The sequence below is a fragment of the Rhizobacter sp. P2_H3 genome, from assembly GCF_056403355.1.
This window is the reverse complement of the sequence record NZ_JBFUFQ010000454.1, coordinates 1-1,835: the sequence shown is the minus strand read 5'-3', so window position 1 is coordinate 1,835 and position 1,835 is coordinate 1. Positions and strand designations below refer to the sequence as shown.

The following is a 1,835-nucleotide window of genomic DNA, read 5'->3' as shown; positions in this document are numbered from 1 at the left end:
CTCGTCGAGCGCGAAGCGGTTGCCGCCGACGCCCTGGTTGAAGAACGAGGTGCCCTGGCGGTTCGACGAGAACACGAAGCCCTTGCCGGCCGGCAGGTAGGCCGGGTCGACGTCGTCGCCGTCGGTGGAGCTGGTCAGACGCTTGAAGCTGCCGCCGGTCAGGCCGCTCTTCGTCATGTCGTATTCCCAGATGTTCCAGCGCCCGGTACAGGCCTTGGCGCCGTTGATCATCGAGGTGTTGGAGGTCTCGCACTTCAGCGCGAAGACGATCTTCTTGCCGTCGAACGACACCTCGGGGTCGGACACGTCGCCGTGGCCCTGGGTGATGTCCTTCGTGATGTTGTGCTCGGGCGCGCTCGGCGAGGATTTCTCGCGGATCATCAGGTCGCCGCCCTGGGCGTACGGGGCGCCGTTGGTCGGGTTCATGCCCATCGTGTTGACGCGCTGCGTGTACGCGAGCGGCACGTCGCCTTCCACCGTGAGGCTGGATGAATCGCTGGAACTGCCGCTGCCGCAGGCCGCGAGGACCGCGGCCATGGTGGCGAGCAGCGCGGCGCCGGCGAACCGGATGCTGCCTCGGTGCGCCCGGCGATCGCTCGCGGGGCCCTGGGTTGCTGTGGGGTACTTCATCTTCTCGCCTCCGATGCGGCCGGTCGTCTACTGCCGGCCTGGGTTGCCGGATTGCGGGGCGGCGCCCAGCAAGCCGGAGGAGTAATGCAGAACACCGTCCGCGTCGATCACGATCGCATCGACGCCCTCCTGCGACTCGACGAGCCGCATGCCCTCTGCAAGGCCTTTCACGAACACACTCTTGGACAGTCCTTCGCTCGTGAGCCCGTCCTCGGCGAGGATGGTCACGCTGCGCACGCCGTGCGCCGACCGCCCCGTCTTCGGGTCGATCACATGGTGGAAGCGCTTGCCGTCGCGCTCGAAGAAGCGCTCATAGTCGCCCGAGGTCGACATCGCGACGTCTTCGAGCGGCAGCAGCGCGACGACCTCGCCGGGGCGGCGCGGGTCGCGCACCGCGATGTTCCAGGGGCGCCCGCGGCGGTCGCCGAGCACGTAGCTGTCGCCGCCGGCCGCCACCACCGCATGGCGGATGCCGTGGCCGCGCAGGATCGCGGCGGCGCGGTCGACCGCATGGCCCTTGGCGAAGCCGCCCAGGTCGATGCGCATGCCGGGGTGGCCGAAACGAACGGTCTTGTGTTGCGGATCGAGCAGCAATTGCTGCCAGCCGATCGCGGCGCGGGCCGCGGCCAGCTGGGCTTCGGTGGGGGCGCGCTGCTCGCGGTAGTCGTAGAGCTGGCCGGCGCTGGCGTAGGTGATGTCGAACGCGCCATCGGAGAGGCGCGAGAAATGCAGCGCCCGCTCCAGCAGCCCGTACAGCTCGTTGCTGAGCGCCACCGGGTGGGCGGCGGCTTCGCGGTTGATGCGCGACAGCTCGGACGACGCCTTCACCGGGCTCATGGTCCAGTCGATGCGCTGCATGTCGGCCATCACGGCAGCAATTGCGGCCTCGCCCGCGGGGCGGTCGTCGCTCCACAGCTCGACCGAGACCGAGGTGCCCATGATGGCTTCCTCGCGGCGCAGCCAGCCGCCACCACGCACGGCCGATTCGGCATGCGGGGCGGGGTTCATCGACCTGACTGGCTTGCTGGACACGAGGCCCTCCGGAACCAACTGCACTTCATTCCCTCGGAATCGTTGACTGTCCGTTGACTGTCTGTTGACGCATGTCTTACGCAGGTCACGTGCCTGCATGGCGGAGCGGATCTTCGTCTCGAAAACCCCTGAAAATGTGTCAATAGTTGGCAAACGGCGACGACCTTACATCC

Annotated in this window: 2 protein-coding genes; both read right to left on the bottom strand. The window is 67.9% G+C overall.

Translation table 11 applies throughout. The features are described 5' to 3' along the window. The coding region (locus AC1D1T_RS32260; protein WP_477993430.1) for a TolB family protein at positions 1-630 on the bottom strand (630 nt) is incomplete at its 3' end. A gap of 27 nt (positions 631-657) precedes the next feature. Continuing rightward, a complete protein-coding gene (locus AC1D1T_RS32255; protein ID WP_477993429.1) occupies positions 658-1,638 on the bottom strand; it encodes an FAD:protein FMN transferase in 981 nt (326 codons plus the stop codon). Between the last annotated feature and the right edge of the window lie 197 nt (positions 1,639-1,835).

What these genes read in the sequence shown, in the direction of transcription:
- AC1D1T_RS32255 (WP_477993429.1), bottom strand. Translation starts at nt 1,638, where the DNA reads ATGAACCCCGCCCCGCATGCCGAATCGGCCGTGCGTGGTGGCGGCTGG.